Raw genomic sequence first — 5,981 nt, forward strand, 5'->3', positions numbered from 1 at the left:
GCGCCGGCCTGACCGCAACTTGCGGCACCACCTGGACGTTGCCGGTCGGATCGATCTTGCCGTAGGCGATGCCGCGGCCGTTGGTGCTCATGTAGACCAGGCCGTACGTGTTCATGTCGCCGGTGACATAGCGTCCCAGCGTGCCGCCGTATTGATGGGCATCGTCGTTGACGCGGTCCCAGTGGGCGCCCTTGTCGATCGAGCGCAACAGGCCGCGCGACGTGCCCACCGTACCCCACATGTAGAGGGTCGGATAGCTGGCGCCAGGCGCTTCCTTGCCCAGGCCCATGGTGCCGCAGGAGCTGATCCCGCCGATGCTGGTGAACGTGGCGCCCGAATCGGTCGAATGGGAGAGACCCTTCGAACCCACGCAGGCCCACACGTCGCCCTCGATGCCGGGCGTGGCGCGCACAAGGCTGTTGCCGCCGGCCGGCAGCGTGGCCTTGACGCTGAACGACACGCCGCCGTCGGTGCTGACCAGCATCTTGCCGGTCGTCGGGTCGTAGACGTAGAACTTGGCCGGGTTGACCCTGTCGGCGACCGGATAGGCGTCCTTCACGGACAGGCCGGTCACCGGCGTCCAGTTGGCGCCGAAGTCGGTCGAACGGTAGGTGGTGGCCGAGCCCTGCGGACTGTGCAGCAGCACGGAGCCGTCGGCCGACAGCGCCAGGTTGCCGTACTTGCCGTTCATGGTCGGCGCCTGTTGCCAGCTCGCGCCCGTATTGGTCGAGATGTAGATGGCGCTGCCGCCGACCCGCGCGATCACATGCGTTGCCTGCGGCGCCACGGCCAGGCCGGTCGTCGTGCCCATGGACGGGTTGTGACGCAGGACGTACTGGGACGGATCGGGCTGGGTGAAGCCGTCGTAGTCGCCGATGACGGACACGAACGGGCCGCCCGGGATGGCCTCGCCGGCGAACGAACCGGTCTCTTCCATGCCTTTCACGTCGAACTTCCAGACGCTCGTCGTCGCGTCGAGATCGGTCGTCCTGAACACGCCGTTACCCGAGATCACCCACGCGGTCTTCGGATCGAACGGGTCGAACTCGACGTCGCCGGCCCAGTGGATCGTCGATTCCTTGACCCAGTCGATGCCGTTCGCGCCGATCTCCATGCCGCGTTGCATCAGGTCGACCCAGGAGCGGCCCGCGTCGTAGGAGGTGAAGATGTGGTCGCCGTATCCGTCCGGGTTCCTGTGCTGCAGCCGGTACATGTTGGTGGTCGACGCGATCAGGTGCTTCGGATTGCTCGGGTCGACGCCGATGCCGGCGAACGCATTGGTCATGCCGGCCGGCGTGATGTTGGTCCAGGCGCCGCCAACCATGTTGTATTCCCAGACCTGGCCCGTGGTCATCGGTTCGCTGTCGCTCTGGCCGTGCGGTCCGGCGCCGTTGGCATAGGTCAGGTACAGGCGGCCCTTGGACGTCAGTGCGGCGCGTTGCGGCATCAGGCCCGATGGCGCACCCGCGACCGGGGCGAAGGTGACGCCGCCGTCCTTGCTCATGTACAGGCTGGGTCCGACCGAACCGTAACGCGACACGCCGACGAAGATGCGCTTGGCCGTCCCGCCGCTGATGCTGGTCGGGTCGAGCAGCACGAAGCTGATGCCGTTGCCGTTGGGCGTCGAGCCCACGTTCAGCCCATCCACGTGGGTCCAGGTCGCGCCCGAATCGACGCTCTTGAACAGGCCATTGTCGCGGGTACCGACGAACAGGACGTTGCTCGAGCCCGGGTCGACCTGCAGTCGTTCGCCATTCGCGCGGCCCATGCCGTTGCCGTGGGCCTTGAACTGGGCCGTCACGTCGACGATGTCGAAATGCTGGCCGTAATCGGTCGAGCGCATGATCACGGTCTTGCCGTTGCTGAAGTAGCTCGTGCCCGCCAGCATGTAGACGGTGCCCGCGTTGCGCGGGTCGACCGCGATCGACTCGACGCCCATCAGGCCGGTATCGGCTTCGCTGATCCAGTCCGTCAGCGCGATCCAGCGTCCGTTCTGGGCATCCCAGCGATAGGAACCGCCCACGTCGGTGCGGGCGTACACCACGCCGCGCTCGAGTTTGCTCGGGATGATACCGCTGACAAAACCACCGCTGCCCATTGCAACGTTGTCCCAGCGATAAGTTTCGGCGTGCGCGCCCAGCGAGAACAGCAGGCCCACCGTCAAGGCCAATGTTGTCTTCTTCAAATGCATATTCGTCTCTCTCCAATTTTTTCTTTTGCCGGCAGGTCGGACACCACCCTCGCGCCAGCCCGGCTGCTGTACCCGGCCCTGATGGGCATGGTTCGCGCGCCGTACAGAAGATACGTGCGCTGCTTGGCGGCGCTCTAACATTTATTGCGGAAATGCCCAGTGTGTGCAGATATTGCTATCGGATTCCGCCAGTTGTTAAAGTGGTCGGGAGCAATCGGACCGGAGGTTGCAGTCCTGGGCGCGGCCTGGATGTGGAGGTTGGTCGCGCGACAACCGGACAATGCGCTGTCCTGTCGCGACCACAATGAGGGACTCTTATCGAAACATCATGGCCGGCCCCGTGATGGAAGCTGTATCAGCTTCCCGCCGGATCATGTCCGGAAGGCGTCTTCGGTTGCGTTGCAAGGCTCCGGAACGCCCCCGGCGTGCAGCCGTACTCTTCCTTGAACAGCTTGTTGAAATACGAGACATTGGTATAACCGACGGAATATGCAATGTCTGCGATGGGCGTGCCGCCCTTGTCCTTCAGCAGTCGCGCAGCTTCCGTCAGCCGCAATCTATTGACGTAGCCCGTGAAGGTCATGCCGAGCTCCATTTTCAAGATCTCGTTGATTTTCTCGCGGTCCGCGCCGATCCGTGTCGCCACGCTGGCCATGTTCAGTTCAGGATCTGTGTAATGCGTGCCGATGAACTGCAGGACGGCTGCCTTTTCCCTGTCCTTGAACGGTTCCAGGGTCAGTTCCCGGTATGCGACGAAAGGCATGTCATTCTTCAGCTGCGAATCCAGGCTCGCGGCGAGCGCCCGTGAGTGTGCCCGCAAGAACCAGACAGCGAATGCACTTGAGCCAATCGCCAGGACGGCCGCCAGCGCGACGATGTAGCGTTCATCGCGGCCGCGCAGCGTGAWCTCGCTGATCTCGACATGGGAATCGACTTCATACGGGCTGTGGTGGCTGATACCGAAGACGAACCTGGCAACCTGGTCCAGCCTGTAGGATTGGCGCGACGGGTCGACCTTGTACACATCGAACCACCACGGCGGAATGGTAAGACGGGTCAGGTCCAGCGACACCGGCGTTCCCCTCTCGTTACAGGAAAAGAAGGTGATCGGCGATGGATAAGCCCAGAGTTCGCCCGGCTTTGCGATGCTCGCGTCGAACGTGGACATGCCGAACATCAGTGAATTGGCAGGCGCGCATTTGGCGACGAAAGAAACGGTGGCATACCTCGACAGATCCGCCGGCACGGCATTGCCCTGACTGTCTTCGAACAGCATTTCCGCCGCAACATACGGGGAATTCGCGGCGTGCGTGATCCTGAAGTCGAAGCGAAACGATTGTTGTCCTGGCTCGAGAATGCGAATGGTCGACGTGCCGCCCAGGACGGCATCCGTCGTGGTGGCCGCACGCCACAGCAGGCCTCCTCGTCCCTTCGGAATGAGCGACACGGAAGGATGGCTTTGGTAGATGCAGAAACAGGCGACCAGCGCATCGGCGATCAAAAGGAGGATGAGCGCAACCAGCGCCTTCCTGAAGAATTCTTGCATAACGTCCAGCCGGATTCGTTCCTTACATCATTCCCATATGCCGTCYGGATCATAGCAGCTCTTGCCAGCAGGGCGTGCCCCGTCGGCAAGAATGGAGGTTACTGCGTCCAGCTCAGCGATTGCGCATCCAGCGACACCTCGTAGTAGCCGCGGGCATTCCAGATCAGGGGCGTGCCGTTCTGCTTCAGGGTACCGCCATTCACCACCACACGCAGCTTGCGGCCCGACGGGAAGTTGGCCGGCAGCGTCCAGCGCCACGTCGTCACCGCGCCGAGGGTAGCGGGCGTTGCCGTTTGCAGCAACTGCTGGCCGCGCCAATAGGCCCCGATGTTGACAACGCTGTCGATCCACATCGTGCCGAACGATTTGGCATAGGTCATGTTACCCGTGATCACGCCGATGTCCTCGCCGCCGCCCCAGTTCTGCGTGGGGGCGGGCAACACCGTGTGAAACAGGTAGACCATCCACTTGCCCTGGCCCAGGGCGTTGTCCACGGCGGTGTTGAACGAGGACACGGGATGGCCGTCCGCCGTGGCATCTCCGGGGATCGGAGCAAGCGGCAGGTTCAGCGCGTCGCTCGCGGTGCCGGGCACGACCATGCCCGGCCACACGCCCCGTGCGACGAAGAAGCGGGATGCGGCCGCCGGTTTGTAGTCCAGGTCCCCGAACGGGTAGGCGGCGGTCCAGACAGCGGACTGTCCGATCTTCGTGCGGATGTAGTTGGTGGTGTCGTCGAACTCGGCCCCGGCGCTGCCCAGGCCGTTAGGACAAGTGTTGGGATCGTTGTCGGTCAGCTCCGCGGCCCTGCAATGGTGCGTGGTGTGGTTGCCGATCTCCGAACCTTGCGCGATTGCGTCTTTCCAGATGGCGTCGAAGCGCGTCGGATCGTCCCACTGCGGATACCAGTTGGCTGTGGGGTTGATGTAGTAGGTGACACGGACGCGCTGCGATTTCAGCTCCGGGTAGTGATCGATCTGCGACGGCTGCGAGTCGTCGAAGGTGTAGGACATCGCGGCCTTGAAGCCGGCCCAGTCGAGCACGCGCAGCCCCGGCTGTCCCGTGGTGCCGGCGGGCTTGGCCACCTCGCTCGTCGCGAGCGGCAGCGGCAGGCCGGCCGCACCGCCGTCGTTCCACTGCAGCACCAGGACCTTCAGCGGGGCCTGCGTGGTGCTCTGGCCATCGCTGACCTTCACGATGAGGTCATAGTCGTTGCGGGCATCGGCGTCGGCGGGCTGCGCGGTGTTAGGTGCCAGGCGGAACGACAAGGCGCCGGTCGCGGGATCGATCTTGACGCGCGGCGCGTCAAGGCCGGAGATGGACCACGTGGCGGTACGCCCGGCGGCCAGGGTCGCCGACGGGATCAGGAAGGTCGCGGTCACGCCTTCGTTGACCTTCAGGCTTGCAGGCATCGTAAGAACGGGCGCGGCTGCGGCCGTGCCGACGGTGCCGGCCTGGACGTCGGCACCGTGGCCGGCACTGCCGCCCCCACTGCAGCCCGCAAGCAAAGCCACCAGCAGGGCCGGGATGGCGAAATGAACGTTGTACCTCCTGTTCAAGATGGACTCCTCCAAGAATGTTGTTATTTTCAGTTTATTAACATGACAACAATGTTGCGTACGGCTGCGCTGGCGGCACCCGCGCGTTCACGAAGTTCACGCCAGGGCAAAGGTAGGCGCCCAGCCGGCGACGCTCTAACGTTTATTGCGGAAATTTCCATCGCGTGCAGAAATTAATAGGAATCTCCGCAGATTGTTTTAGTGGTCAGGCGCCCCGAAAGCGTGCAAGGGCGCACGCTGCGCCCTTGCTTCATTTCACAATCACGCCGCCGTTCAGGCGGCGGGCCGTCAACGGCGGCGCGCCCGGCCCAGGATCAGGGCGAACACGCCGGCACCCAGCAGCAGCGGATTTGCCGGCTCGGGCACCTCGCCGCTGGCCGGAGCGACGGTGGTGAAGTCATCCATCACGTACCAGCCGGTGTCGCGCGTGATGCTCAGCGACGACACGTTGTTGAACGGCGCGGCCGCCCACACGTAGTTCGCGCCGATGGCGATATTGCCGGTGGTGCCGATGAACTGGTTGGCAGCGTCATAGGCAGTGATGTTGATCCACCCGGCCTTGTCGGCGGCACCGTCCGGCGCCGCGAACCACGCGCCGGCGAAATTGAACGGCGTGGCACTGCTGATCGTGGCGCCATCGCTGCCGAAGCCGTTCACGGCGAAATGCGTGCCGCCGTGGGCGCCGTTG

3 protein-coding genes and 1 pseudogene are annotated in these 5,981 nt (G+C 63.9%); all 4 read right to left on the minus strand.

Annotated features, from left to right (window positions below; translation table 11 throughout):
• Positions 1-2,191, minus strand: a pseudogene (locus AC1DYX_RS26555) (GDSL-type esterase/lipase family protein); the annotation flags it as partial.
• Positions 2,192-2,546: 355 nt separating this feature from the next.
• Complete coding sequence (locus AC1DYX_RS26560) at positions 2,547-3,737, minus strand: helix-turn-helix domain-containing protein (protein WP_477264458.1); 1,191 nt, start codon at positions 3,735-3,737, stop codon at positions 2,547-2,549.
• Between the two features lie 98 nt (positions 3,738-3,835).
• Positions 3,836-5,293: a polysaccharide deacetylase family protein gene (locus AC1DYX_RS26565; RefSeq protein ID WP_477264460.1), complete on the minus strand. Its 1,458-nt coding sequence runs from the start codon at positions 5,291-5,293 to the stop codon at positions 3,836-3,838.
• Positions 5,294-5,581: 288 nt separating this feature from the next.
• Positions 5,582-5,981 (minus strand): PEP-CTERM sorting domain-containing protein (locus AC1DYX_RS26570; RefSeq protein ID WP_477264462.1); only part of this gene is annotated, 400 nt, incomplete at its 5' end.

The sequence above is a fragment of the Massilia sp. P2_C2 genome (genome assembly GCF_056404615.1).